We start from the raw sequence: 23,181 nt of genomic DNA on the forward strand, positions 1-23,181 counted from the left end.
GGGGTACAGCGGTCTATTCGACCATTGCCACAGGCAAACCGCGATCAAGCCACCCCGGCCCGGCACCGGATCCCATCATCCCTTCGGGCACATCAAGAATGCTGGTAAAACCAGCATCAGACAACCGGCGGGCAAGCCGCGCAGACCGGACGCCACGCGCGCAGATCAAGGCGACAGGCACATCCCTGCGCCCATTCGTGACAGCCAGAAGACTATCGATGAAAGTCGGCGCGCGCATGTCAATCGGCAGCGCGTTCTGCCCCACACCGGTGCGCGCCCATTCATCAGGCCTGCGGATATCGATCAAAATGATCTCACCCGATGCAGCCGCCTCATAAGCTTCGGGTGCTGTCAGATCGCTGTCTGAGACCTCCGCGCCGATGTTGTACCATTGCGCCGCGGTCAGCGCTGCCAGCCCTGCCACCGCAAGGCCCGATAACAAAAACCCCCGCCGCGCGGCGCGCGGCGGGGAGAACGGTTTCTCCGACGGGGGAATGTCGGAGGGACCGGTCATTTGACAGGTGCAGCGGAGGTGAATTTCGGGATCGCCCGGTCAGAGCTGGGGGCAGGATCCAGCGAGGCCCAGTTGTTCTCTGCCTTGTTGATGTTGCCGGGAATATCCTCTTCCCAGAAACCCACGACGTTCTTGGTAATGTTCAGATACAGCTTGCCGTCCACGATCCGCCACAGGTTCGGATTGCCCGGGACCTTCCCGCCTTTGGACACACCGTAAGCGCAGTGTCCGTCGTATTGCGGCGCGTATTGCGCAGGGTTCGCAAGAAATGTGTCACGGTTTGCTTCCGACGAGAACGCGAACCTGGCCCCGTTGTACTCAGCCACAATATCCGCCTTGCCAGGTACAGCTGCAGGCTGGGCCGTGCCCAGCGGCGTCTGTGGCAAATCAAAATAGGCGACCACGTCATAGCCGGAGGCAGCGAACCCCGTGCCATCAACGTACTGCTCCCCGGCAAAGGTTTGACCGGCGAGGGTAAGGGCCGTTGCGGCGGCGGCAAGGGTGAGGGTAAAGCGGTTCATGGGGGTCTCTCCTTGGGGTGAGTATGCGTTCCAGGGAAAGCTAGGCAAAGCCCCGGTGACATACACGCCACGAAACCGTGACCTCCCGCCATCGTGAGCGGGTGGTGAGAAAAGTGCCCCCCATTCCACCGATTATTTCAAGATCGGCGGTTTTGACGGGTCGGAAGCGGGTGGCATTCGCGGCGTATGTTGCAGCCCCTCCCCCTGCGGCAGATCAAATCGCAGGCCCACCTTGGCCAGTTTCTCTACCGTCGGATCAGCCGGACCAAAGAATCCGACATCCATCGCCCCTGCCTCGATACCTGAAAACGTCAGCGCTTCGGATGCGGCGCGGACCAGCGCGTCTTGTGCACGCGGGATGGCCCCGATGAACGCCAACAGATGACCGCGGCCACCGCCATGGTATTCCACCGCTACCAGATAGGCGCCCGCCGCCATCGCTGTGGCGGTCGCCAGCTTGGCGTCAATCGCGGCGATCAGGGTTTCGGGCAACCCCTTTGGCGGCAACACCCGTTCAATCCGCGCCTCAACCTCCCCGGCCTCGTTCGCCAGCGTATCGCGGAGCCATGCGACCGCTCCCGCAGGCAAAAGTATCTCGGACGGCGCGACGCCAATGTTGACGGCCATTCCCAAGTCCTGCCCTTCGAGCATTCCTGCAACCGCCCTGCCGGACAAAGCGACGTAGGGCGCAGGCTCCCCGACATAGGTAGCCAGCCGCTCGGACCGGTCAAAAACAAGCACGTAACCTGCATCCAGCAAAACCGGTGACACCTGATCGTCGTCCGGCTCTGCCTCCAGCAGCAGGAACAGCTCTACATCCGCGATCCGCTCGTAAAATCGCAGGCGCGCGGCATCGTCGTCTTCTGCCGCCATCATCGCGGCGTGTGCTTCGTCCAATGGGGTCAGTTCAGTCATTCAGCACCTCACTTACCGCTGCGCGTAGCCGGGGCAGCACCTCGGCCTCGAACCACGGGTTCTTCTTCAGCCACCCGGTATTGCGCCACGACGGATGAGGCAAGGCAAAGACGCCGGGCGGATGGTCGCGCCAGCCTGCCACCGCCTCCGTGACCTTGGTGAAATCGGGCAAATGATACTTCATCGCGTAGCCACCGATCAGGATGGTCAGGCGCACATCCGGCACCATGTCCAGCGCCGCCTGTCGCCAAGTCTTCCAGCAGACGGGCGGCGGCGGAAGGTCACCGCCCTTTGCGTCATACCCCGGAAAGCAGAAGCCCATCGGTATGATCGCCACCTTCGATCTGTCATAGAAGGTAACTTCATCCACCCCCAACCAGTCACGCAACCGCTTGCCAGAGGCATCCCAGAACGGCGTATTCGCCTCATGCACCCGCAGTCCCGGGGCCTGAGACGCAATCAATATCCGTGCACCGGGGGCAAACCACACCACCGGGTTGGGCCGGTGCGCCGTTGCCGTCGCCGCAAATTTCTCGGCACAGATTGTACAGGCGCGCAGATCGTCTCGGATGTCTTTCATGGGCCAAGACCTACTGCAAGAAGCCAGAACGCCAACCCCCTGCGCCAGTCTTTTTCGCATTATCAGCACAGCTTTCCTGACTTAGCACCGTTCATTTCGACATTTATCGAAATAATACTTGCAAAGCTCAATCATTTCGATATTTCTAGAAATATGAAAAACAGACCACAAAACATCCCGCCCCTCACCCTTGCGGCAGCAAGTTTCGCAGCTCTCGGCTCAGAACAACGCCTGTCCGTGTTGCGAACGCTTGTGCGTGCTGGACCAGACGGCCTGACCATCGGGGCGCTTGGCGAACGGACTGGCGTGACAGGATCAACGCTGACCCATCACCTCAAGCTGCTGACCGCTACGGGCCTAGTGAAGCAGGAACGCCAAGGGCGCAGCACGATCTGCGCTGCTGTCGCCTACGAAGAGATCGAGGCGCTTTCGAACTTTCTTCTTACCGAATGCTGCGCCGATGCGCCCGCACCCTGCAAGGAACACGACCATGGCTGATACAACCCAAACCCTCGCGCGTTTTCAACAGCGCTGGAACCCCGGTGCATGGGGGATCATCCTTGGCATACTGGCCATTGTGGCTCTGCTGGCCCCCGACACACTTTGGGAAACCATCGCCTTTACCGCCACAGCGCTTGGTCACACCGCGCCCTTCATCGCCTTCGCGGTGCTCGCCGTTGCCTACCTCAAGGCCAGCGGGGCCGAGAGCCTTCTTGCCAAGGCATTTGAGGGTAATCCTGCGCGCATGATCGTCATGGCAGCCCTGCTGGGTGGACTGTCGCCGTTCTGCTCTTGCGAGGTCATCCCTTTCATCGCTGCCCTTCTGGCCGTCGGTGCGCCCTTGGGGGCTGTGATGGCCTTCTGGCTGGCCTCTCCATTGATGGATCCCGCGATGTTTGCAATCACTTCGGGTACGCTGGGCTATGACTTTGCGATTGCCAAAACCCTTGCAGCAGTCAGCATTGGCATGATGGGAGGTTTCGCCGTCATGCTTACGGCAAACACGCCCGTCTTTGTGAATCCATTGCGTGAGGCTCCTGCCGTAGGCAGTTGTTGTTCCGCGAAAAAACCCTTCTCTGGCGCACCGGTCTGGAAGTTCTGGCAGGTTGCCGAGCGGCGCCAGACATTTGGCAAGACAGCTTTTGACAATGCGCTTTTTCTCACCAAATGGCTGACCCTTGCCTACCTGATCGAAGCGCTGATGCTGCGTTATATCCCTGCCGAGATGATTGCCGGTGTGCTTGGCGGCGATGGCATTGTGCCGATCCTGCTGGGCGCGATCGTGGGCGCACCTGCCTACCTCAACGGCTACGCCGCCGTGCCGCTGGTTGATGCGCTGTTGCAGCAAGGCATGAGCCAGGGGGCTGCGATGTCCTTTGTCATCGCAGGCGGCGTCAGCTGTATCCCGGCGGCCATTGCGGTCTGGGCATTGGTCAAACCACGCGTCTTTGCCGCCTACCTTGGCTTTGCCCTGGCAGGGGCGATTGCGGCCGGGCTGATCTGGCAAACCGTCGCCTAAACGGTCACACCACTGCCAACGCGGCGTACAACGGGCAAACGCCCGTTGTACTTATGCAAAGAAATAAGCCATAATATCGTCAAAGTCGCGGTGTAGACCGCCCCCGAACCTCTGGCACAAGAGGATGAGGCAGACGACACCATAACAGCAACCGGAGCAGGCATGCTGGAATTCGAAAATGTATCCAAGTCCTTCTGGACGGGGACACAGCATAAGGTGATCCTTGACAAGGCATCGTTTCGCGTGCCTTTGGGTCGCTCTCTTGGCATTCTCGCTCCCAATGGCACTGGCAAGACAACGCTGATCAACATGATGGCAGGGCTGGAAAAACCCGACGAGGGCGAGATCCGGCGCAGCTGCAACATCTCTTTTCCGCTGGGCTTTATGGGCGGCGTGGTTGGCAAGGTCTCGGCCATGGAAAACGCCCGGTACATCGCGCGACTTTATGGCCTTGACCCTGATTATGTCGAAAGCTTCTGCCGCTGGCTGTGCAATTTGGGTGAATATTTCGATCAACCGCTTGGCACTTATTCCGCAGGAATGCGCGCGCGGTTTTCCTTTGCACTGATGCTGGCGCTTGATTTCGACATGTACCTGATTGACGAGGGCATGCCATCGACTACGGATGTGGAATTCAACCGCAAGGCGGGCGAAATCCTGCAGGAACGCCTGCGTACGACCACGATCATCATCGTCTCCCACCAACCTGAAGTGCTTGAGAAATTTGCCCGCTCTGCGGCCGTTCTTGTGAACGGCCAGTTCATCATGTTCGACACCTTGGAAGAAGCGAAACAGCTCTATGACTACGAAACCCAAGGCTAGAAAATTCCGCATCAAGCGGAGCACGCCGACATCCGCCAGCCCAAACGCTGCCGCGGCTGAGAGTTCAGAGGCGCGCGCGCCGGCTGCGAAAGAAACGCCCAAGCCGCAAGCGCCGCGTCCTGTACCGTCTGAGTCTACCAAGCCCGCCGCTGCGAAGCCGAAAGACCCAAAGCCTGAAGCTGCACCAGAACAGACGGTCCGGGCTGGCGAAGTGTCTTCGGCCAAGGAAGTGGTTGGCGAAACCGACATGGACGCCATCCGCCACGAGGGTCTTACCGGACGACAGCTGCGCATGGCGCGTCGGGTGGCACAAAAGCACAACCTTGCACCAACGTCCGACTTCGACGCGGTACGCTTGCTGCGTGATAAGGGGATCGACCCGTTCCAGCGCTCCAACATGCTTGAACTGGTTGTTCCACAGAACGAGGGTGATCAACAGATCGCGCCGCCGGCCAACCAGCCCCAGATCGGCCGTGTGCAATTGCCACAGACCGTGCCTGCGGGCAGCATGAACCTGCCCTCGACAGAGCTGAACCCGGCAGAACGACGCCAGCGCGAAATCTCGGAAATCCAGCGCGACATCACAAGCCGCCGCCGCCGCAAGCTTGGCTTGCTCATGGTGCGGCTTGCGTTCTTTGTCATGCTGCCCACTTTCGCGGCTGCGTATTATTTCTACAACCTAGCCACCCCCATGTACGCCACCAACAGCCAGTTCCTGATCATTCAGAGCGAGGGCGGCGGCGGCACCAGCCCCTTTGGCAACATCCTGCCAACACAGTTCGCCAACTCTGCGGATAGCATCGCAACACAAGCCTATCTGCAATCCAAGGACGCAATGTTGCGCCTTGATCAGGACGTCGGATTCAAGAGCCACTTTGCAACGGCCGACATCGACCCGATTCAACGTCTGGCGGAAGATGCGACAAACGAAGAAGCCTATAAAATCTACAAGAAGAATGTGAAAATTGGCTACGATCCTACCGAAGGTGTGATCCGCCTTGAGGTGATTGCCTCCGATCCGAATATCTCGGCTTCCTTCTCAGAAAGCCTCATTGATTACGCCGAACAGCGCGTGAATGACCTGAGCAAGCAAAAGCGTGAAGACGGAATGAGGGACGCGCTTGAAGGATTTGAAAAAGCACAACAAAAAAGGCGCGACGCACAAGAGGCCCTGATCCGCCTTCAGGTTGAGAACGGCGTCGACCCAGAGGCCGAGATCGCTGCCATCCGGGGTCAGATCAGCAACTACGAAACGCTGCTGATCGAAAAGGAACTGGAACTGGCAGCACTGCTCGACAACGCACGCCCCAACCGCGCCAAGGTGGACGGGGCACGCGGTGATGTGCGCCGCCTGAACGACCAGCTTGCAAAGCTCAAGGAGCGGATGAACACCGCGACGGAGGGCGAAAATTCGCTGGCGAAGAAGGCTGTAACGATGCAGCTGGCCCAAGCCGATCTGGCCGCCGCCGATATGGTCCTGCAATCAGCACAAACCGCGATGGAACAGGCCCGTACAGAGGCGAACCGTCAGGTTCGCTACCTGACGGTTGCCGTACAGCCCGTGGCCCCCGAAGAGGCCACATATCCACGCAAGTTTGAAAACACGATCTTGGCATTCCTTATCTTTGCAGGCATCTACCTTATGTTGTCCCTGACAGCATCGATCCTCAGAGAACAGGTAACTTCATGACCCAAGTCACAGTCGGTGACGTGATCATCGGAAACGACCGCCCGCTGACAGTGATTGCGGGGCCGTGCCAGCTGGAAAGCGAAGACCACGCCCAGATGATCGCAGGCCGCATGAAAGAGGCCTGCAAGGCAGTTGGGGCGCAATACGTCTTCAAGGCCAGCTACGACAAAGCCAACCGCACATCGCTTGCAGGCACGCGCGGTTTGGGGATCGACGAAGGATTGAAAGTGCTGCAATCGGTAGCCAGGGCCAATGATCTGCCTGTCCTGACCGACGTCCACACCGAAGCCCAATGCGCCATCGCAGCCGAGGCCGTCGACATCCTGCAAATCCCTGCGTTCTTGTGCCGCCAGACTGACATCCTGCTGGCCGCAGGCGAAACCGGCAAGGTCGTGAACGTCAAGAAAGGCCAGTGGCTCGCCCCTTGGGAAATGGGCAATATCGTCGACAAGATCGAAAGCACCGGCAACAAACGCATTCTGCTGACCGAACGCGGCACCGCCTTCGGCTACAATACCCTCGTGGCCGACATGCGCGCCCTGCCCCAGATGGCACAGACGGGCTATCCGGTGGTGATGGACGCCACCCATTCCGTCGCCCAGCCCGGCGGGCAAGGCACGTCTTCCGGCGGACAGCGTGAATTCGCCCCCGTGATGGCACGCGCGGCGGTCGCCATCGGCGTGGCGGCGGTCTTTATCGAGACCCATGAGGATCCGGACAACGCCCCCAGCGATGGCCCCAATATGATCTACCTCGATCAGATGCCCGATCTCATCGCAACGCTGATGAAGTTCGACGCGCTGGCCAAGGAACACCCCCTCACCTTCTAAAGACCAAAGGCGATACCTGTGACCAAACCCGTTTCTTCCGTTTCCCAGAACACCTGGGAATTCCTGCGCGACGCGATGATCACGCCTACCGGTTTCCGCGAATATGATGCACGCTGGAAATACCCCGATGACATCAACCTGCCCGGCATCACCGCGCTTGGCCTCGGCCTTGGCACACAGATGCAGCAGCGCGGGATCGAACCCGTCATTGCCGTCGGCAACGACTACCGCGACTATTCGCTTTCGATCAAGAATGCCTTGATCATCGGCCTGATGCAGGCTGGCATTCATGTAAAGGACATAGGCCCGGCCCTGAGCCCCATGGCCTATTTCGCGCAATTTCACCTTGGTGCCCCGGCGGTTGCCATGGTCACCGCCAGCCACAATCCGAACGGCTGGACCGGCGTGAAGATGGGCTTCGAACGCCCCCTTACCCACGGCCCCGATGAGATGGCGGAGCTGCGCGATATCGTACTGAACGGCTTGGGCAAGCCGCTGTCTGGCGGCGGCTACGAGTTCATCGATGGCGTGCGCGAGGCTTACCTCGATGACCTCGTGGGGGACTTCAAGATGACCCGCAAGCTCAAGGTGGTCTGCGCCACCGGCAACGGCACCGCGTCAGCTTTTGCGCCGGAACTTTTCAAACGCATTGGGGTGGAGGTTGTCGAAAGCCACAACCGCCTCGACTACACGTTCCCGCATTACAATCCCAATCCCGAAGCCATGGAGATGCTCCATGACATGAGCGCGAGCGTCAAAGCCTCCGGCGCGGATTTCGCACTGGGGTTTGATGGCGATGGCGACCGCTGCGGCGTGGTGGACGATGAGGGCGAAGAGATATTTGCCGACAAGGTGGGCGTGATCATGGCCCGCGATCTGGCCAAACTCTACCCCGGCGCCACCTTTGTGGCCGACGTCAAATCCACCGGCCTTTTCGCCTCCGATCCCGAGCTTCTGAAACATGGCGTCAAAGCAGACTACTGGAAGACCGGCCATTCGCACATGAAACGCCGCGTCAAGGAAATTGGCGCGCTGGCTGGGTTCGAAAAATCAGGCCACTACTTCCTCGCTGAACCCATCGGACGGGGCTATGACTGCGGCATGCGGGTCGCCGTGGAAATCTGCAAACTGATGGACCGCAACCCGGATAAATCCATGTCAGACCTGCGCAAGGCGTTGCCCCGGACATGGTCCACACCCACCATGTCCCCCTATGCCTCTGACGAGGAAAAGTACGACATCCTCGCCCGGCTTGTGGACAAGCTGGTGGCCAAGCACGAAGCCGGTGAAAAGATCGCCGGCCGCGCTATCAAAGAGGTTGTCACCGTAAACGGGGCGCGCGTGATCCTCGACAATGGCGGCTGGGGTCTGGTTCGGGCGTCATCCAACACGCCCAACCTTGTTGTGGTCTGCGAAAGCCCAACGTCAGAGGATGAATTGCGCGCGATCTTCAAAGACATTGATGCTGTCATTCGCACCGAACCCGGCGTTGGCGACTACGATCAGACCATCTGAGCTTCATCTTTCTACTACAATTCTGCCGGGGAGTTTGAGGGGGTGCAAAACCCCCCCATCCGATTTGGCGGAACCAAATCAATAAAATCGAATGCGCGCCCCGCGCGCTCAATCGGGCAGTGCTGCCCGGCAAAAACCCTGGATCAAGGCCGCATCCTTCACACCAGGCGCAGACTCGACAGCAGATGACACGTCCACCTGCCGCGCCCCCGTCACGCGAATGGCCTCTGCCACCGTCTCGGAAGTAAGACCGCCCGCGAGCATCCAGGGCACCGGCCAACGTCTCCCGGCAATGAGTGTCCAGTCAAAGGCCAGCCCATTGCCGCCGGGCAGGTCCGCGCCCTTTGGCGGCTTCGTGTCCACCAACAACTGATCCGCCACGCGACCGTAGGCATCCAATGCGGCCAGATCCTCTGGTCCGCCCACCCCCACAGCCTTCATCACAGGAAGGCCATAGCGCGCCTTGATCTCGGCCACGCGCTCTGGCGTCTCACTGCCGTGAAGCTGGAGCATGTCGATCGGCACCACGGCGGTCAGCGCGTCCAATTCAGCGTCGGTAGGATTGACGACAAGCGCAACCTTGCAGATCCCCTCAGGTGTCAGCGCAGCCAGTTCAGCGGCCTTCTCAGGCGTCACATAGCGCGGAGATTTCGGAAAAAAGTTCAATCCGATATACCGCGCACCAGCATCCACCACAGCAGTGATGTCCTGAGGGCGTGTGACCCCGCAAATCTTTACATTAACGTCAGAGGGCATGCGCGTGGCTTAGCTGGCCTCGTCAAGCAGCGCAAGGACCTCGTCTTTGCCCTTGTGCTTCTCGCCCTTCAGGCGCGCCACTTCGCGTTCCAGACGCCGTGTCTCGCGGGCCAGACGTGCTTTCTCGGCCCGCTCACCGTATTCGCGGATCCATTCCCAGATGAAACCGACCAGCAAACCCGCGACGATGCTGCCCAAGATCACCAGAAACAGCGGCAGTTGCACCGAAGGGTTCACTGCGAACCAGCCCGCTACCTCCTGCGGCAGCACCTGCAGGGTCACCATCGCACGGTTCGCCAAAGCGACCGAAATCAGCGCCACCGCAAAAATGGCGATACAAAGGTAACGAACATAGCGCATCAGCTTTTCCCGTTCAGCCTGTCCCGAAGCAATTTGCCGGTCTTAAAGAACGGCACGTGCTTCTCTTCCACATGAACGGTTTCACCCGTCCGTGGGTTCCGGCCTACCCTTGCATCCCGCTTCTTGACGGAAAAGGCGCCAAATCCGCGCAGCTCCACCCGGTTGCCCTTGGCCATAGCGCCGGTAATCTCGTCAAAGATGGTGTTCACAATCCGCTCGACATCCCGCTGGTAGAGGTGTGGGTTGTCATCCGCAATTTTCTGGATGAGTTCTGACCGGATCATCTTGGTATCCCCCCCGCGAGACATTTTTTTCTGTAGAGCACACCCAACTATAGCAAAATCCTCGCATTCGGGAAGTCAGTGGTTTCACCCCGCTTCCGATTTTTATGCGAGAAGTGGCTGTTTTTCTGTGTTTTTTTGGAGGTTTGTTCGCCGGCCCTCGGGGCTGATGCAGATTCCTCCGCCAAGCCAGCAAAAGCGGGTAACCCGATTCGCAACGAAAAGGGCCCCACGCTTGATGCGCGGGGCCCTCCAAATTTCAAACCAATCAAGGCTTACTTCTCGTCGTCGCCCTTCAGCGCCGCACCAAGGATATCGCCCAGAGACGCACCGGAGTCAGAAGAGCCATACTGCTGAACCGCTTCCTTCTCTTCGGCGATTTCGCGCGCCTTGATGGAAACGCCCAGACGGTGCGCTTTCGCGTCCACGTTCGTGATGCGCACGTCGACCTTGTCACCGATAGAGAAACGCTCTGGGCGCTGCTCGGCACGGTCACGGGAAAGGTCGGAGCGGCGGATGAAGGATTTCATGCCTTCGTATTCCACCTCGATGCCGCCTTCCTCGATGGAGGTCACGGTCACGGTCACGATGGAGCCACGCTTCACGCCGCCAACGGCTTCGGCGAACTTGTCACCGCCAACGCCCTTGATGGAGAGCGAGATACGCTCTTTCTCGACGTCAACCTCGGAGACAACTGCCTGAACGACGTCGCCTTTGCGGTAGTCCTGAATGGCTTCTTCGCCACGCTGGTCCCAGCTGAGGTCGGAAAGGTGCACCATACCGTCGATGTCGCCGGGCAGGCCCACGAACAGACCGAATTCGGTGATGTTCTTGACTTCGCCTTCGACTTCCGTGCCCTCGGGGTGTGTTTCTGCGAACACTTCCCATGGGTTGCGCATGGTCTGCTTAAGGCCAAGGGAAACGCGGCGCTTGGCACCGTCGATCTCCAGAACCATGACTTCCACTTCCTGAGAGGTGGAGACGATCTTGCCGGGGTGCACGTTCTTCTTGGTCCAGGACATCTCGGAGACGTGGACCAGACCTTCGACACCGGGCTCCAGCTCAACAAAGGCACCGTAGTCGGTGATGTTGGTCACGCGGCCTGTGTGTACTGATTCCAGCGGATACTTCGCGGCCACCAGATCCCATGGATCTTCCTGCAGCTGCTTCATGCCAAGGCTGATGCGGTGTGTCTCTTTGTTGATCTTGATGACCTGCACCTTGATCGTCTCACCGATAGAGAGGATCTCGGATGGGTGGTTCACGCGGCGCCATGCCATGTCTGTGACGTGCAGCAGGCCGTCGACACCGCCCAGATCAACGAACGCACCGTATTCGGTGATGTTCTTGACCACACCGTCAACGGTCTGTCCTTCGGTAAGGTTACCGATGACTTCAGCACGCTGTTCGGCACGGCTCTCTTCAAGGATCGCACGACGGGACACAACGATGTTGCCACGGCGGCGGTCCATCTTGAGGATTTGGAACGGCTGCTTGAGACCCATCAGCGGGCCAGCGTCGCGCACGGGGCGTACATCGACCTGAGAGCCGGGCAGGAACGCGACAGCGCCGCCAAGGTCCACGGTGAAACCACCTTTGACACGGCCAAAGATCGCACCTTCGACGCGCTCTTCTGCGGCGTATGCTTTTTCCAGACGGTCCCATGCTTCTTCGCGACGGGCCATCTCGCGAGAGATAACAGCTTCACCGCGGGAGTTTTCAACCTGACGCAGGAAAACTTCGACTTCGTCGCCGACTTCGATCTTGGGTGCTTCACCCGGATCGGCAAATTCTTTCAACTCGACGCGGCCTTCCATCTTGTAGCCTACGTCGATGATGGCCTGGCCCGCTTCGATCGCGATAACCTTGCCTTTGACAACAGACCCTTCTTCGGGTGTGTCCATTTCGAAGCTTTCTTCAAGGAGTGCTTCAAACTCGTCCATCATGTTCGCCATGTAGCGTATCGTATCCTTATCAATGTGTTTCTGGCCGTGCGGTTGTCTCCGCCGGTCTGGGGTGTGCATTGGTCCGCTAGTTGGCCCTTGATCCGCAAAAGAAAGAGGGCCGGAAGACTCCGACCCTGCTCAGGATTGCGTCTCAAGGCTTGTATCCGCCCTTTAGACAGGGGGCGTATAGGACACTTTGGTCAACGCTGCAAGGGCTTCGCGCTGCGATGCCCCTAAATGGCGGCACTCCGCCTTTGCGCGGCCTCTTGGCTTCGCATTGCCAGCCAGTCAAAGCAGCAACACGCTTGCTCTCATTGTCATTTGCATCACGTTTGCAGCGTCTGCGGCCAGCGCAATTTCGGGGCTTTGCGGCGACCGTGGGTGTCGCGCTTGCCTTGGACAGACATCAACTGGGCTGACCGGCATGCGCGACACTGTCGCTTCAGATTTCCTCAGTCGGTCCGCCCGCTTCTTTCCAGCCGGGGAAGCCGCCGATGTTTGTCACATTGGTATAGCCCATATCCTTGAGCGTCTTACCCGACAAAGCAGCCTGCCCGCCCGCACCGCAGATCAGGTAGAGCGGCGCGTCTTTCTGAAAGATTGGATTATAGAAACCTTCCATGTTCGGATCGGCATGAAATTCGATCATGCCACGTGGCACATGATGCGCGCCCTTGATTGTACCGCTTTCCTTGATCGACGCGATGTCGCGCACGTCGATAAATGTGCCTTCGCCCTCTGCATGTTTGGCAATGGCATCCTTTGCATCCATCTTGGGGACAACGGCGTGGGCCTCTTCGAGGAAATCTTTTGCTGTCTTCATGGTGATCGTCCTTTCTAAATGGTCAGGCCCCGTGAAACGGGACCGCTGGTTCAGACATAGAACGCGCCAGCAAGAGCACCAGTTCCGGCACGGCGCAAAAGATCAAAGAGGTTCGCCCTTCTTGCGGAGCTTTTCCAACAGCTCACGGTAAATCTTGTTGCTGTCTCCACCGCCAAAGACTGCACCTCCTCCGGTGTAGCCCGTCCCGTAGGTTCGTGCGACAGTGATGGTCTGCACCAGCCCGGAAAGGAATTCATCCTTCTCCAGCGGTGACAACGGATGAATAAACACCCCCCAAAGCTTGCCATGCGCCACAGCATACCGCGCATCAAGGGCAGCATCGAAATTGGCTTGCATCAAGCGCATCAGGTCCGCTTCTTTCAATCCGTCAGCACTGGCGATCGGGACCATGGCACGCATGCGGTCTGCGCGGGGGTCCGCGATGACGATGACCGGTATGTCCTCAAGCGTGAATTCAAGCGCGGGGCCACGCGCTATTACATCAGGGTCCAACGCCTGCACTATACTGCCCAGACGCGCCATCGTCATCGGCGGCTCTGCTGCGGGGGGGACCTCGGATTGAGGCCTGTCTGCCTCCTGCGATAAGGCAGCAACAGGCAAAAGGAACAACAAGGCGAAGAGGATACGGATCATGGCAGCACTCCTTTGCCCTCAGACTAACTCTGAAACCTTTTGAAACGCGACACACCTTTGGGTGAGCAGCGGACGCGCCTCTCACGCTCCCTTAATGAATGAAGTCTACATCTCTGCCCCGGTTAACCAATCCCGCGATGTGACGGTCGCGGCATATCAGTGGTCCAATGTCCGATCCCGGACACCTGAACCGCGCGCATCACCGGGGACACCCGGACAGGAACAGGACCCACCCATCGGGGCGGCGCCGCTTCTTTCAGATGTTTACCAAGGTTGGCTTTCTTGCCATCCGACAATCAGGTACCGGTATCCCGCTTGGCCTCGATCAGGGCCACAGCGGCCGCAACCGCGTCCGCGATCTTCATCTCAGTTGTGTCAATCTCCACAGCATCGTCGGCAGCGCGCAATGGGGCGTCAACGCGGCCCATGTCCCGCTCATCCCGCGCATGCACGTCGGCCAGCACATCCTCAAAAGTTGTCTGGATCCCCTTTTCCGTCAATTCGGCAAAGCGCCGGCGCGCACGTACCACCGCATCCGCAATCACGAAAAGCTTCACCTGCGCCGCAGGACAAATGACCGTGCCGATGTCGCGCCCGTCCAACACAGCCCCCCCTGCACGCGCGGCAAAGCTGCGCTGAAAATCCACCAGCGCCGCGCGTACCTCCGGCAATGCCGCAACCTTGCTTGCCTCCTGTGCGATTTCGGGCGTGCGCAGGGCATCGCTGTCCAGATCTTCGGGGACCAGCGCCCGTGCTGCCGCCACCGGTTCAATCCCAAGCAAGACCTTGGCCCCGACCGCACGATAAAGCAGCCCGGTATCCAGATGCGCAAAGCCAAAATGTTCTGCAACTGCTTTGGAAATCGTGCCCTTGCCAGACGCCGCTGGCCCATCGATGGCTACGGTGAATCCCCGCGTCGTACTCATGTGGTTACCTCATTCTTCGGGACCATGCGCCATGCCCAAATACATACCAGCGCGGCAAGGCCCAGCGAAATCCACTTGCCCATGGTATAGGTGCTGGCCTGCTTGATCGCAGCCTCTGCCACCTCAGGCCCGGACCACAACAGATAAGCGACCGCAGCGTTCTCCGACAGATCAAAAACCAGATACACACCGGGCGAGACCGCAGCCAGAACTCGCAATGGCTTGGCGGCCCCACTTGCCTGCGTCCAGATGAACCCGCCCAAGGTCAGCGCCAGGATGATCGGAAACACCGTGTCGAGCCAGCGAAACAGCCCCAGATAAAGCGCTGTCTGCTCAGACGTCAAAGCCGTCAGATAGGCGCGGGCGGTTTCGGCCGAATAGCCAGTGAGATAGCTATCGAAAACAGAATGCCCCGATGGCTCAAGCCATCCCTTCGTCAACAGCCCAAGGGCGACAAACAGACCAACCGACAGGGCTGTCAGTATGGGCAGAAGGCGGCTCACCCTGCTTCGCGGCTGACATCTGCGCCCAGATCGCGCATCAGAGGTTCGAAAATCGGGAAGGACGTCGCGATCGGTCCGCCATCATCCACATGCACCGGATTTTGCGCAGCCATGCCCAGGATCAGGAATGACATTGCGATGCGGTGATCAAGGTGGCTGGCGCAGGTTGCCCCACCGGGCACATTGCCGTGGCCCTTGCCTGTGACGATCCACCAGTCGGGCCCGTCTTCGACCTCGATCCCGTTCGCACGCAAGCCCGTCGCCATGGCATCGATGCGGTCGCTTTCCTTGACACGCAGTTCCTTGACGCCGCGCATCACGGTCTGGCCGCTCGCGTAAGACGCGACAACCGATAGCACGGGATATTCGTCGATCATCGATGCGGCCCGTTCTGGCGGCACCTCAATACCTTTCAGATCGGGAGAGAACCGTGCGCGCAAGTCAGCCACCGGCTCGCCCCCCTCCTCGCGCTCGTTCTCGTACACAAGGTCCGCGCCCATTTCGCGGAGCATGGTGAACAGGCCCGCACGCGTCGGGTTCAGACCGATGCCCGGCACCAGCACGTCGGAGCCCGGCACGATCAGTGCCGCACAGACCGGGAACGCCGCCGAAGACGGGTCGCGCGGCACTTCGATGTGCTGTGCCGTCAGCTCCGGTTGCCCGGTAAGCGTGATCACCCGACCTTCTTCAGTCTCTTCCACCGATATCTCTGCGCCAAAACCGGCCAACATGCGTTCGGTATGATCGCGTGTCGCCTCTGCCTCGATCACGACAGTCTGGCCCGGCGCGTTCAAGCCCGCCAGCAGCACCGCCGATTTCACCTGCGCCGAAGGCACCGGCACGGTATAGCGCACCGGCACCGGTTCGCGCGCACCGACCAGCGTCATCGGCAGCCGCCCGCCGCTGCGCCCCACCGCCTGACAGCCAAACAGCGCCAGGGGGTCGGTGACCCGCGCCATGGGGCGGCCGTTCAGGCTGGCATCACCCGTGAAGGTCGCCGTGATTGGTGAGGTCGCCATTGACCCCATGATCAGCCGCACACCAGTGCCTGAATTGCCGCAATCGATCACCTGATCGGGTTCGGCAAATCCGCCGACACCGACACCCTGCACGGACCAGCGCCCGCCACCATGATTAGTCACCTCGGCACCAAAGGCCCGCATCGCCTTGGCCGTGTCCAATACGTCCTGCCCTTCCAGCAACCCCTCGATGGTGGTCTCGCCCACGCACATCGCACCAAGGATCAACGACCGATGCGAGATCGACTTGTCGCCCGGTACTTCTGCAGTCCCGGTAAGCGGCCCACAGGCCACAGATTTCATTGGAATTGGATCACCGTGGCCCGACATGTTAGCGCCCTCACTTCGTTCACCAGCCTTCTAGACCAGCCGAAAGGCACCGTCCATGCCAAGGCGCACAGGCACGGCGCTCTTTTTGGCCGAACTGCTGCGTGGTGTTGCCAGACACTCACATTCCGATCTCTCAGAAAAGATCGGTAATATCGCGCTCGCAACGGCCCGCTTAATCGGGTTCCACGCGCCTAAAGGTCAGGTAGTGCGGCACCCGCCCTTCGCGCAGCGCCTTTTGTTCGTACCGCGTGGACAGCCAGTCATCCCATGGTTCGCGCCAGTCTCCGGGCCGTTCGGCCAACCACTCAAAACCAAAGCGCGGCACCTCTTCCAGCGTCTGCCGCACGTAGTCCTCGATATCCGTGGCGACCCTGAAAATCGCACCGGGTTTCAGCACGCGCGCCAGCGGCACCAGATGTTCTTCGGTCACAAAGCGGCGTCGGTGATGCCGCGCCTTGGGCCACGGATCGGGGTAAAGCAGGAAGGCGCGGTCAATCGATGCTTCCGGCAGCACGTCCATCAGATCACGGGCATCGCCGGGATGCACCGCCACGTTCTCAACACCCGCACGGCGCAGCTTGCCCAGCAGCATCGCCACACCGTTGATATAGGGCTCACAGCCGATGATCCCGACATCCGGGTTCTGTGCGGCCTGGTGCACCATGTGCTCCCCTCCGCCAAAGCCGACCTCAAGCCAGACCGGCTTACCCCCAAAGAGCTGGTCCAGATCCAGCGGTGTGCGTTCGGGGTTCTCTTCCCAACTCACAGGGCCGGGCGACAGGCCTGCCAGGTCCTCCTCAAGATAGCCCCTTTGGGATTGCTTGAGGGTCTTGCCTTTGAGGCGTCCATAGAAATTGCGGCGGGGGCGGTTCGGTGTGTTCATGGCCGGGGCTTTACCCCGCTGGCACAGGCGCTGCAATGGCACGGAATTAAGTTGCGATTAAGAAGCTGGCGCTAAGCTGTGCCAGACCCCAAGAACAGGATGCCTTAATGCCCGCTGCCCTCTCCAAACCGCTTCTTTTGTCGGGAAAGTCCGGCAAGGGGCAGCCGGTCCCCGTGCTGATCCTCGATGATGAACGATTTGACCGGCATCGGCTGGCACGGCTTTGTTCCGGGCTCGAATTTCCCTGCGCCGTCAGCAACGCCAAAACGCTGGACGAATTCGCACTGCATCTGGAACAGGTCAGCTTCCACCTTATCCTTGTGGATTACATGTTGCCCGATGGCACCGGTCTTGATGCGCTACACATGGTCAGGCTGAACTCTCGCAATCTCAATGCCGCGACACTGATGATATCCGGTCAAGCCAAAGCAGGTGTCACACAAGAGGCTGAGGCCCTCGGTTGCGCGGGCTATCTGACCAAGGATGATCTTTCACCAAGCAGATTTGCCGCAGCTGTGAAAAAAGCACTGGCCTCTGTTGCCACGCCGATCCCCACGTCCAAGCAGAACTATCCGGTTGATGAGGTGGAGCAGCTGATGTCGATCTGTGCGGCCCATTGCGCACGGGACGTCAAACCGATGATCAGCCGAATGATGCGCCAGATTCGCGACATGCGCAGCAGCCGCGACAATGCGGATGCACCAGACCTCCAGGCGCTGGAACAGAACTGCCTGACCCTTTGGGCCTACCTGATCAAGATGGAACGGGAAGACGGGGCCGAACTGATGTCAGAACTCGTCCACAACCTGCTTGTTACTGAGGCACCCGCACCCTCGGGCAAACCTTCCAAGCCTCCCTCGCCCTTTGGCCGTCGGCCGCATTAGCGTGAGATGACTTTGCCTCACTCTGTCAGCACCCCTGCGGCCATCAACACCGCGCGGTACGGGAACCAGAGCGTCGTGTCCGGTTTGCGGATTGTCCGTATGGCAAATTCGGCATCGACCCCGCGAGATACCATATAGGCAAGCCTGTTATAGGTCTCGGTCTGCGTGTCCTGATACATCCATTCGGCAAACTCGAACGGGGTCTCCCATTCGTAGCGTTCGCGGTTGTCGTCATAGTATTGCTGAACCGCCTCTGCATCCCACGACAACTGGTGAAAGCCGATCCGCGCGCCACGCGCCATCGTGCGTTTGGCACCACCCAGAAAAACCGGCACACAAGAGCTTTCGCAGGTCTCTGCGATATGCGTGTCCAGTTCGAAGTCTATGACCAGCGCGGCCAATTCCATCGACGCATAATGCCCGCCACCGGTTGAGTGTATCACCAGCTCAGACACCTCCGGATGGTCGCGCAGCAAGCTGCGCATCTCATCCACATCATCGCCACGGATGTCCTGCTGTTCTCCGTCAACCGGGGTCACAGTGTCATAGACCAACTGCTGACCCGCGACTGTGAAACGGTCTGCCCGGGCATCAGCAGGGAAGAATAGACACATCAACAGCGCGAGGGAGACACTCCATTGCGCTGCCGATCTGCCATAGACCATGTGTCAGACCGCTGACCTGAGCGCGTCGGCCAGATCTGTCTTCTCCCAAGAGAAACCACCGTCCTCGTCCGGTTCCCGGCCAAAGTGACCGTAGGCTGCCGTGCGTTGATAAATTGGCTTGTTCAACTGAAGGTGCTCGCGGATGCCCCTTGGTGTCAGGCTCATCACCTTGCGGATCGCCAGTTCGACCTCTGCATCATCAACCTCGCCGGTGCCGAAGGTATCGCAGTAGATCGACAGCGGCTCGCTCACCCCGATCGCATAGCTCAGCTGGATGGTGCACTTTTTAGCCATGCCAGCCGCGACCACGTTCTTGGCCAGATAGCGCGCCGCATAGGCGGCGGAGCGGTCCACCTTGGTCGGGTCTTTGCCCGAAAAGGCGCCCCCGCCGTGCGGCGCGGCACCACCATAGGTATCAACGATAATCTTGCGCCCGGTCAGGCCCGCATCGCCGTCAGGTCCGCCAATCACGAAAACGCCTGTCGGGTTCACATGCCATTTGGTGTCGCTGTCGATCCAGCCATCGGGCAGTACGTCGCGGATGTAAGGTTCCACGATGGCGCGGATGTCATCACTGGTCTGATCTTCGCTTTCGTGCTGAGTGGACAGGACGATTGAGGATACACCAACGGGTTTGCCCCCCTCGTAACGCACCGAAAGCTGGCTTTTGGCATCGGGCCGAAGCGTGGGTTCGGTGCCATCCTTGCGGACCTCTGCAAGACGGCGCAGGATGGCATGGGCATAGTGGATAGGCGCTGGCATCAATTGCTCGGTTTCATCCGTCGCATAGCCAAACATGATGCCCTGATCGCCTGCGCCCTCATCCTTGTTCTCGGCCGCGTTTACGCCTTGAGCAATATGCGCAGACTGCTCGTGCAGCAGGTTCGTGATCTCGCAGGTCGCGTGGTGAAACTTGTCCTGCTCGTACCCGATATCCTTGATACAGGCGCGCGCAATGTCCTCGATCTTGTCCATGTATTCGGCAAGCTTGGCCTGATCGCTTAGGCCCACCTCACCACCGATGACCACGCGGTCAGTGGTGGCAAATGTCTCTGCCGCGACACGCGCCTCCGGTTCTTCGCTCAGGAAGGTGTCGAGGATCGCGTCCGAGATGCGATCACATACCTTGTCAGGGTGTCCTTCCGAGACGGACTCGGAGGTGAAAACGTAGTTCTGTCGGGACATATCTGCTCCAATAAAAATGACGTGCCACGTCAGGAAGCCGTTGTGGCACCGATGCGCTCTGGCTTACCCAGAGCATTTAAGGGGGTCAATCGTTAAACCCCGCTGAATGACGGCGAATCCTGATAACGGCAAAGCCGAATCCCAAAAGCAACAGGACAGCAAAGGCCATATCGCCCGTCCGGCTGTAGACCGTGGGTGGCAATGGCCTTGGCAGGGCCGCATCGACAAAGCCCGCGGTGTTCAGCGGAAGCGATGCCAATATACGACCATATGGGTCTATCATCGCCGAAATTCCAGTGTTGGCCGACCGCGCAAGCGGCAGACCCTTTTCAATTGCACGCATCCGGGCCTGTGCCAGATGCTGGCGGGGACCCGCGCCTTTGCCAAACCACGCGTCATTGGTGATCTGGATCAGGAAATCAGGACGTTTCGGCGCGGCGTTCACATCATGTGGAAAGACCGCTTCGTAGCAAATCAGCGGCAACGCCCGGCCCAATGGGCCAAAGTTCAGCAATTTTGCGCCGACGCCCGAAGAATAGCCTGCCGGGATACGTTGTGCCAATCCGAAGATCCCAAGCTTGTTCAGAGTATCCGCAAAAGGGACGTATTCGCCGAAGGGAACAAGGTGATGCTTGTCATAGACCTGCGCCACCGTGCCATCCTGATCTAGAACGACCATGGAATTGTAGAAACGCTCTGCCGCGCTCCGCTGCAAGCCCAAGGCCACCGTGGCATTTGCACCCGCCTTCGCGATCTCAACAAGGGCAGTCCCCGCATAGTCAAGCTGCCATGGAATTGCGGTTTCGGACCACAACACCAGATCAGGGACTTTGCTGCCGTCCTCTGGCGGGGCCGTCGTGAACTGAAGCTGTCTGTCAAAAAAGACCGGAATTTTATCTGGATCCCACTTATCCCGCTGCGCCGCGTTCGGCTGGACCAGCCGCACCGTATGATCCGTCATTGCGGCCTCTGGCACCATCGGCGGCAGAACAAATGCACCAAGGCCGAACAGGATCACGCCGTATTGCATCACCCGCTGCGGCCCCGTACGGGCGGCGAAACCCAAGGCAACAGCGATGGCGATCATAACGGCGTTCAGCGCATAGGGACCAGTCCACGCAAGCGCCTGACCACCCAGCTTATCCACCAACGCCTGCGATGGCATGGCCCAGGGAAAGCCGGTAAAGACATAGGCCCGAACCAGTTCCGCTGAAGAGAGGCAAAGGATGAGCGGCCACGCGCGATGCGCGTCCAACCGGCGCGCAGCCCAGAAAGCAGCCCCCCAGAACAGCGCCAGACCTGCGGACAGAAATGCGACTGCAAATGGTGCCATCCAGCCGTGCCGCGCCACATCGACCAGAAAGGGCGAGACGATCCACTGCAGGGCGTGGGCAAAATACCCGGTCCCCAACGCCCAGCCAAAAAGCGCAGCCTGTCTGCCCGTCTCTGCCCCGCGATATACATAGACCGCCCCGACAAGGGCGGCCATCAGGATCAGCGGCTGGTCATAAGGTGCCTGCCCAAAGCCGGCCAGCACGCCCAGCGCACCCCCCAGCCCCGCCAGGCGCCAGCCCGCCAAGCGTGGTGTCATCCACTGGCCCCGGTCGTCCGCACGCGCAGACGCTTGATGCGTCTGGGATCGGCATCGATCACCTCGAATTCCGGCCCGTCAGGGTGCAACACCACCTCGCCCCGCGTCGGCACGCGGCCCGACAGCATGAAGACCAGACCGCCCAACGTGTCGATTTCTTCTTCGTCCACATCGTCGTGATCGGTCAGAGAATGACCGATCTCGGCCTCGAAATCTTCGAGCGGGGTTTTGGCAAGAGCAAGATAGGTGCCGGGTTTTTCCACGGACCAGAAGGTGTCTTCGTCCTGATCGTGTTCATCCTCGATCTCACCGATGACCTGTTCGATGAGGTCTTCGATGGTCACAAGCCCATCAACACCGCCATATTCGTCGATCACCAGCGCCATGTGCCGCCGTTCGGCCTGCATCTTGGTCAGCAGCACTCCGATGCTCATCGATGGCGGGACGAACAAGAGCGGGCGCAACAACGCCTTGAGATCGAATTCTTTCGGTTTGCCGTTAAACCCGTATTGCAGGGCAAAGTCTTTGAGGTGTGCCATACCAACGGGCGTATCAAGCGTGCCGTCATAGACTGGCAGGCGGGTCAGACCGCTGTCCTTGAAGACGGCGACCAGTTCCTCCATGTCGGCAGTCACCGGCACGGCCACGATATCTGCCTTGGGAATCGCCACGTCATCGACCCGCATGCGGCGCAGGTTCATCATGCCGCGCGCGCTAAGTCGATCCTCCGACGGTGGAGTGAAATCCGTGTCCTGATCTGTGTCCGAGGGGCTGAGCGCCCCGATCACGCGAGAGAAAAATCCGCCGGTTTTGGATGCGGCGTCCTCTTGCTGTTCTATGTCCTCATCCGGATGCGCGCGTTGCGCCGCGTCAGATGATCCTTCTTTGTCGCCCATTTGGTCCTGTGTACGTGAAGCGGCGATAATCTCGCCCGATCTCACCTATATGGGTCATCAAGACCCAAATTGCCAAGTATTTTGCGCTCAAGCCCCTCCATCAAGGCGGCATCCGGCTCAGTCTCGTGATCGTAGCCCAACAGATGCAGGGTGCCGTGCACGATCAGATGCGTCACATGATCAGCGATGGGCTTGCCAGCGGCCGCTGCTTCGGCCGCGCAGGTATCATAGGCGATGGCGATATCGCCAAGTACCGTCAGACCGTCGGGGCCGGGCTCAGGCGGGAGAGGTTTGCTGCCGGGGCTCATCGCCGCACGCTCTTCGCTGGGCCAGCTCAAGATGTTGGTCGGTGTCGGCTTGCCCCGGAAATCAGCGTTAAGACCGGCAATGCGGGCATCGTCGCACCCAAGCAGACTGACCTCCGCAGTGTCGGGATCAAGGGCAAGATAATTGAGCGTTGCAGTGACCGCACGTGTCACCAGCGCAGACAAATCCAGTATTTCCCAGCGCGGGTCTTCAATTGAGATGTCGAGCGTGTCCATCAACCAGTACATTTCGGAGGCTCTGCCTCCG

The 23,181-nt window shown here is 59.6% G+C and carries 26 protein-coding genes and 1 riboswitch; of the genes, 7 read left to right on the forward strand and 19 right to left on the reverse strand.

The features are described from left to right. Positions 1-13: 13 nt before the first annotated feature. The 4 genes from GV827_RS08030 to GV827_RS08045 form a co-directional block, all read right to left on the reverse strand. Positions 14-514: a rhodanese-like domain-containing protein gene (locus GV827_RS08030; RefSeq protein WP_164353278.1), complete on the reverse strand. Its 501-nt coding sequence runs from the start codon at positions 512-514 to the stop codon at positions 14-16. Further along, positions 511-1,035 carry a YHS domain-containing (seleno)protein gene (locus GV827_RS08035; RefSeq protein ID WP_164353279.1) on the reverse strand — a complete coding sequence of 175 codons (525 nt, stop codon included), beginning with the start codon at positions 1,033-1,035 and terminating at the stop codon, positions 511-513. Before GV827_RS08035 ends, GV827_RS08030 begins: the two co-directional genes overlap by 4 nt. Before the next feature lie 132 nt (positions 1,036-1,167). Continuing rightward, positions 1,168-1,950, reverse strand: coding sequence for an SseB family protein (locus GV827_RS08040; RefSeq protein WP_164353280.1), 783 nt, complete (start codon positions 1,948-1,950; stop codon positions 1,168-1,170). Continuing rightward, the gene (locus GV827_RS08045) at positions 1,943-2,530 is read right to left on the reverse strand and encodes a uracil-DNA glycosylase family protein (RefSeq protein ID WP_204325793.1); all 588 of its coding nucleotides are present in this window, start codon (positions 2,528-2,530) and stop codon (positions 1,943-1,945) included. The genes GV827_RS08040 and GV827_RS08045 overlap by 8 nt, the downstream gene beginning before the upstream one ends. Before the next feature lie 153 nt (positions 2,531-2,683). Between GV827_RS08045 and GV827_RS08050 the strand changes: the two genes are divergently transcribed. The 6 genes from GV827_RS08050 to GV827_RS08075 all read left to right on the forward strand — a co-directional run bounded on the left by GV827_RS08050 (position 2,684) and on the right by GV827_RS08075 (position 8,906). Beyond that, a complete protein-coding gene (locus GV827_RS08050) occupies positions 2,684-3,028 on the forward strand; it encodes an ArsR/SmtB family transcription factor (RefSeq protein ID WP_164353282.1) in 345 nt (114 codons plus the stop codon). Further along, positions 3,021-4,049, forward strand: a complete 1,029-nt coding sequence (locus GV827_RS08055; protein WP_164353283.1) for a permease — start codon at positions 3,021-3,023, stop codon at positions 4,047-4,049. Before GV827_RS08050 ends, GV827_RS08055 begins: the two co-directional genes overlap by 8 nt. A gap of 162 nt (positions 4,050-4,211) precedes the next feature. Then, a complete protein-coding gene (locus GV827_RS08060) occupies positions 4,212-4,871 on the forward strand; it encodes an ABC transporter ATP-binding protein (RefSeq protein ID WP_164353284.1) in 660 nt (219 codons plus the stop codon). Then, a complete protein-coding gene (locus GV827_RS08065) occupies positions 4,849-6,561 on the forward strand; it encodes a capsule biosynthesis protein (protein WP_164353285.1) in 1,713 nt (570 codons plus the stop codon). The genes GV827_RS08060 and GV827_RS08065 overlap by 23 nt, the downstream gene beginning before the upstream one ends. Beyond that, complete coding sequence (gene kdsA / locus GV827_RS08070; protein ID WP_164353286.1) at positions 6,558-7,391, forward strand: 3-deoxy-8-phosphooctulonate synthase; 834 nt, start codon at positions 6,558-6,560, stop codon at positions 7,389-7,391. Before GV827_RS08065 ends, kdsA begins: the two co-directional genes overlap by 4 nt. A gap of 18 nt (positions 7,392-7,409) precedes the next feature. After that, positions 7,410-8,906, forward strand: a complete 1,497-nt coding sequence (locus GV827_RS08075; protein ID WP_164353287.1) for a phosphomannomutase/phosphoglucomutase — start codon at positions 7,410-7,412, stop codon at positions 8,904-8,906. A gap of 108 nt (positions 8,907-9,014) precedes the next feature. On the opposite strand, the gene GV827_RS08080 is transcribed toward GV827_RS08075, so the two are convergent. The 10 genes from GV827_RS08080 to trmB all read right to left on the reverse strand — a co-directional run bounded on the left by GV827_RS08080 (position 9,015) and on the right by trmB (position 17,387). Continuing rightward, entirely contained in the window at positions 9,015-9,662 is a 648-nt protein-coding gene (locus GV827_RS08080; protein ID WP_164353288.1) for a phosphoribosylanthranilate isomerase, read from the reverse strand. Between the two features lie 9 nt (positions 9,663-9,671). Continuing rightward, complete coding sequence (locus GV827_RS08085) at positions 9,672-10,022, reverse strand: lipopolysaccharide assembly protein LapA domain-containing protein (protein WP_164353289.1); 351 nt, start codon at positions 10,020-10,022, stop codon at positions 9,672-9,674. Then, a complete protein-coding gene (gene ihfB / locus GV827_RS08090; RefSeq protein ID WP_164353290.1) occupies positions 10,022-10,306 on the reverse strand; it encodes an integration host factor subunit beta in 285 nt (94 codons plus the stop codon). The genes GV827_RS08085 and ihfB overlap by 1 nt, the downstream gene beginning before the upstream one ends. Before the next feature lie 272 nt (positions 10,307-10,578). After that, positions 10,579-12,258 carry a 30S ribosomal protein S1 gene (rpsA, locus tag GV827_RS08095; RefSeq protein WP_164353291.1) on the reverse strand — a complete coding sequence of 560 codons (1,680 nt, stop codon included), beginning with the start codon at positions 12,256-12,258 and terminating at the stop codon, positions 10,579-10,581. 433 nt (positions 12,259-12,691) lie between these two features. Continuing rightward, entirely contained in the window at positions 12,692-13,072 is a 381-nt protein-coding gene (locus GV827_RS08100; protein ID WP_164353292.1) for a rhodanese-like domain-containing protein, read from the reverse strand. Positions 13,073-13,174: 102 nt separating this feature from the next. After that, positions 13,175-13,726 carry a polysaccharide deacetylase family protein gene (locus GV827_RS08105; protein WP_164353293.1) on the reverse strand — a complete coding sequence of 184 codons (552 nt, stop codon included), beginning with the start codon at positions 13,724-13,726 and terminating at the stop codon, positions 13,175-13,177. A 296-nt stretch (positions 13,727-14,022) separates the two neighbouring features. Next, positions 14,023-14,652 (reverse strand): (d)CMP kinase, encoded by a 630-nt coding sequence (locus GV827_RS08110; protein ID WP_164353294.1) that lies wholly within the window; start codon positions 14,650-14,652, stop codon positions 14,023-14,025. Beyond that, positions 14,649-15,155: a hypothetical protein gene (locus GV827_RS08115; protein WP_164353295.1), complete on the reverse strand. Its 507-nt coding sequence runs from the start codon at positions 15,153-15,155 to the stop codon at positions 14,649-14,651. Before GV827_RS08115 ends, GV827_RS08110 begins: the two co-directional genes overlap by 4 nt. Continuing rightward, positions 15,152-16,504: a 3-phosphoshikimate 1-carboxyvinyltransferase gene (gene aroA, locus GV827_RS08120; RefSeq protein WP_164353296.1), complete on the reverse strand. Its 1,353-nt coding sequence runs from the start codon at positions 16,502-16,504 to the stop codon at positions 15,152-15,154. Before aroA ends, GV827_RS08115 begins: the two co-directional genes overlap by 4 nt. 172 nt (positions 16,505-16,676) lie before the next feature. Further along, a complete protein-coding gene (trmB, locus tag GV827_RS08125) occupies positions 16,677-17,387 on the reverse strand; it encodes a tRNA (guanine(46)-N(7))-methyltransferase TrmB (protein ID WP_164353297.1) in 711 nt (236 codons plus the stop codon). A gap of 107 nt (positions 17,388-17,494) precedes the next feature. On the opposite strand from trmB, the gene GV827_RS08130 reads away from it, so the two are divergent. Beyond that, positions 17,495-18,271 (forward strand): response regulator, encoded by a 777-nt coding sequence (locus GV827_RS08130; RefSeq protein WP_164353298.1) that lies wholly within the window; start codon positions 17,495-17,497, stop codon positions 18,269-18,271. Between the two features lie 17 nt (positions 18,272-18,288). Here the strand turns inward: GV827_RS08130 and GV827_RS08135 are convergent, their stop codons facing one another. The 5 genes from GV827_RS08135 to ybeY form a co-directional block, all read right to left on the reverse strand. Then, positions 18,289-18,936: a COG3904 family protein gene (locus GV827_RS08135; RefSeq protein ID WP_164353299.1), complete on the reverse strand. Its 648-nt coding sequence runs from the start codon at positions 18,934-18,936 to the stop codon at positions 18,289-18,291. A 3-nt stretch (positions 18,937-18,939) separates the two neighbouring features. Further along, entirely contained in the window at positions 18,940-20,121 is a 1,182-nt protein-coding gene (gene metK / locus GV827_RS08140; RefSeq protein WP_164353300.1) for a methionine adenosyltransferase, read from the reverse strand. A gap of 3 nt (positions 20,122-20,124) precedes the next feature. Beyond that, positions 20,125-20,173: riboswitch (SAM-SAH riboswitch) on the reverse strand. A 33-nt stretch (positions 20,174-20,206) separates the two neighbouring features. Continuing rightward, on the reverse strand, positions 20,207-21,712 hold the full coding sequence (lnt, locus tag GV827_RS08145; protein ID WP_164353301.1) for an apolipoprotein N-acyltransferase: 1,506 nt from the start codon (positions 21,710-21,712) through the stop codon (positions 20,207-20,209). Then, positions 21,709-22,608, reverse strand: coding sequence for a hemolysin family protein (locus GV827_RS08150; RefSeq protein ID WP_164353302.1), 900 nt, complete (start codon positions 22,606-22,608; stop codon positions 21,709-21,711). Before GV827_RS08150 ends, lnt begins: the two co-directional genes overlap by 4 nt. A 41-nt stretch (positions 22,609-22,649) precedes the next feature. Beyond that, positions 22,650-23,150: an rRNA maturation RNase YbeY gene (gene ybeY, locus GV827_RS08155; RefSeq protein ID WP_164353535.1), complete on the reverse strand. Its 501-nt coding sequence runs from the start codon at positions 23,148-23,150 to the stop codon at positions 22,650-22,652. Between the last annotated feature and the right edge of the window lie 31 nt (positions 23,151-23,181).

Source organism: Sulfitobacter sediminilitoris (assembly GCF_010667575.1).
GTDB classification, from domain to species: Bacteria; Pseudomonadota; Alphaproteobacteria; order Rhodobacterales; family Rhodobacteraceae; genus Sulfitobacter; species Sulfitobacter sediminilitoris.

What these genes read in the sequence shown, in the direction of transcription:
- GV827_RS08030 (WP_164353278.1), bottom strand. Translation starts at nt 514, where the DNA reads ATGACCGGTCCCTCCGACATTCCCCCGTCGGAGAAACCGTTCTCCCCG.
- GV827_RS08035 (WP_164353279.1), bottom strand. Translation starts at nt 1,035, where the DNA reads ATGAACCGCTTTACCCTCACCCTTGCCGCCGCCGCAACGGCCCTTACC.
- GV827_RS08040 (WP_164353280.1), bottom strand. Translation starts at nt 1,950, where the DNA reads ATGACTGAACTGACCCCATTGGACGAAGCACACGCCGCGATGATGGCG.
- GV827_RS08045 (WP_204325793.1), bottom strand. Translation starts at nt 2,530, where the DNA reads ATGAAAGACATCCGAGACGATCTGCGCGCCTGTACAATCTGTGCCGAG.
- GV827_RS08050 (WP_164353282.1), top strand. Translation starts at nt 2,684, where the DNA reads ATGAAAAACAGACCACAAAACATCCCGCCCCTCACCCTTGCGGCAGCA.
- GV827_RS08055 (WP_164353283.1), top strand. Translation starts at nt 3,021, where the DNA reads ATGGCTGATACAACCCAAACCCTCGCGCGTTTTCAACAGCGCTGGAAC.
- GV827_RS08060 (WP_164353284.1), top strand. Translation starts at nt 4,212, where the DNA reads ATGCTGGAATTCGAAAATGTATCCAAGTCCTTCTGGACGGGGACACAG.
- GV827_RS08065 (WP_164353285.1), top strand. Translation starts at nt 4,849, where the DNA reads ATGACTACGAAACCCAAGGCTAGAAAATTCCGCATCAAGCGGAGCACG.
- kdsA (WP_164353286.1), top strand. Translation starts at nt 6,558, where the DNA reads ATGACCCAAGTCACAGTCGGTGACGTGATCATCGGAAACGACCGCCCG.
- GV827_RS08080 (WP_164353288.1), bottom strand. Translation starts at nt 9,662, where the DNA reads ATGCCCTCTGACGTTAATGTAAAGATTTGCGGGGTCACACGCCCTCAG.
- GV827_RS08085 (WP_164353289.1), bottom strand. Translation starts at nt 10,022, where the DNA reads ATGCGCTATGTTCGTTACCTTTGTATCGCCATTTTTGCGGTGGCGCTG.
- ihfB (WP_164353290.1), bottom strand. Translation starts at nt 10,306, where the DNA reads ATGATCCGGTCAGAACTCATCCAGAAAATTGCGGATGACAACCCACAC.
- rpsA (WP_164353291.1), bottom strand. Translation starts at nt 12,258, where the DNA reads ATGGCGAACATGATGGACGAGTTTGAAGCACTCCTTGAAGAAAGCTTC.
- GV827_RS08100 (WP_164353292.1), bottom strand. Translation starts at nt 13,072, where the DNA reads ATGAAGACAGCAAAAGATTTCCTCGAAGAGGCCCACGCCGTTGTCCCC.
- GV827_RS08105 (WP_164353293.1), bottom strand. Translation starts at nt 13,726, where the DNA reads ATGATCCGTATCCTCTTCGCCTTGTTGTTCCTTTTGCCTGTTGCTGCC.
- GV827_RS08110 (WP_164353294.1), bottom strand. Translation starts at nt 14,652, where the DNA reads ATGAGTACGACGCGGGGATTCACCGTAGCCATCGATGGGCCAGCGGCG.
- aroA (WP_164353296.1), bottom strand. Translation starts at nt 16,504, where the DNA reads ATGTCGGGCCACGGTGATCCAATTCCAATGAAATCTGTGGCCTGTGGG.
- trmB (WP_164353297.1), bottom strand. Translation starts at nt 17,387, where the DNA reads ATGAACACACCGAACCGCCCCCGCCGCAATTTCTATGGACGCCTCAAA.
- GV827_RS08130 (WP_164353298.1), top strand. Translation starts at nt 17,495, where the DNA reads ATGCCCGCTGCCCTCTCCAAACCGCTTCTTTTGTCGGGAAAGTCCGGC.
- GV827_RS08135 (WP_164353299.1), bottom strand. Translation starts at nt 18,936, where the DNA reads ATGGTCTATGGCAGATCGGCAGCGCAATGGAGTGTCTCCCTCGCGCTG.
- metK (WP_164353300.1), bottom strand. Translation starts at nt 20,121, where the DNA reads ATGTCCCGACAGAACTACGTTTTCACCTCCGAGTCCGTCTCGGAAGGA.
- lnt (WP_164353301.1), bottom strand. Translation starts at nt 21,712, where the DNA reads ATGACACCACGCTTGGCGGGCTGGCGCCTGGCGGGGCTGGGGGGTGCG.
- GV827_RS08150 (WP_164353302.1), bottom strand. Translation starts at nt 22,608, where the DNA reads ATGGGCGACAAAGAAGGATCATCTGACGCGGCGCAACGCGCGCATCCG.
- ybeY (WP_164353535.1), bottom strand. Translation starts at nt 23,150, where the DNA reads ATGGACACGCTCGACATCTCAATTGAAGACCCGCGCTGGGAAATACTG.